We start from the raw sequence: 295 nt of genomic DNA on the forward strand, positions 1-295 counted from the left end.
CCAAGTGGAGTAGACAGTACTACGTTTACGGGAACCTACACGATCCAGCAGTCTGACATAGATGCGGGAACGGTAAGGAACCAAGCGTTAGCTACGGGAACTTCCCCAGATGGTGACGATGTAACGGATGACTCTGACGACCCTAATGATCTCGAAAATGAAGATCCGGATGGAGATGGTGACCCAGATGATCCGACCGATACGACTCTTCCTGACGATAGTGATATCTCCTTATTGAAGGAGTCTGTCTTCAACGATGAGAACGGAGATGGGTTTGCCCAGTTGGGTGAGACGA

The 295-nt window shown here is 49.8% G+C and carries 1 protein-coding gene; it reads left to right on the forward strand.

The genetic code is table 11. The features are described from left to right. The coding region (locus tag IQ282_RS00140) for a DUF7507 domain-containing protein (protein WP_228547159.1) at window positions 1–295 on the forward strand (295 nt) is incomplete at both ends.

It is taken from the genome of Nonlabens antarcticus, assembly GCF_015356755.1.
Classification (GTDB): Bacteria; Bacteroidota; Bacteroidia; order Flavobacteriales; family Flavobacteriaceae; genus Nonlabens; species Nonlabens antarcticus.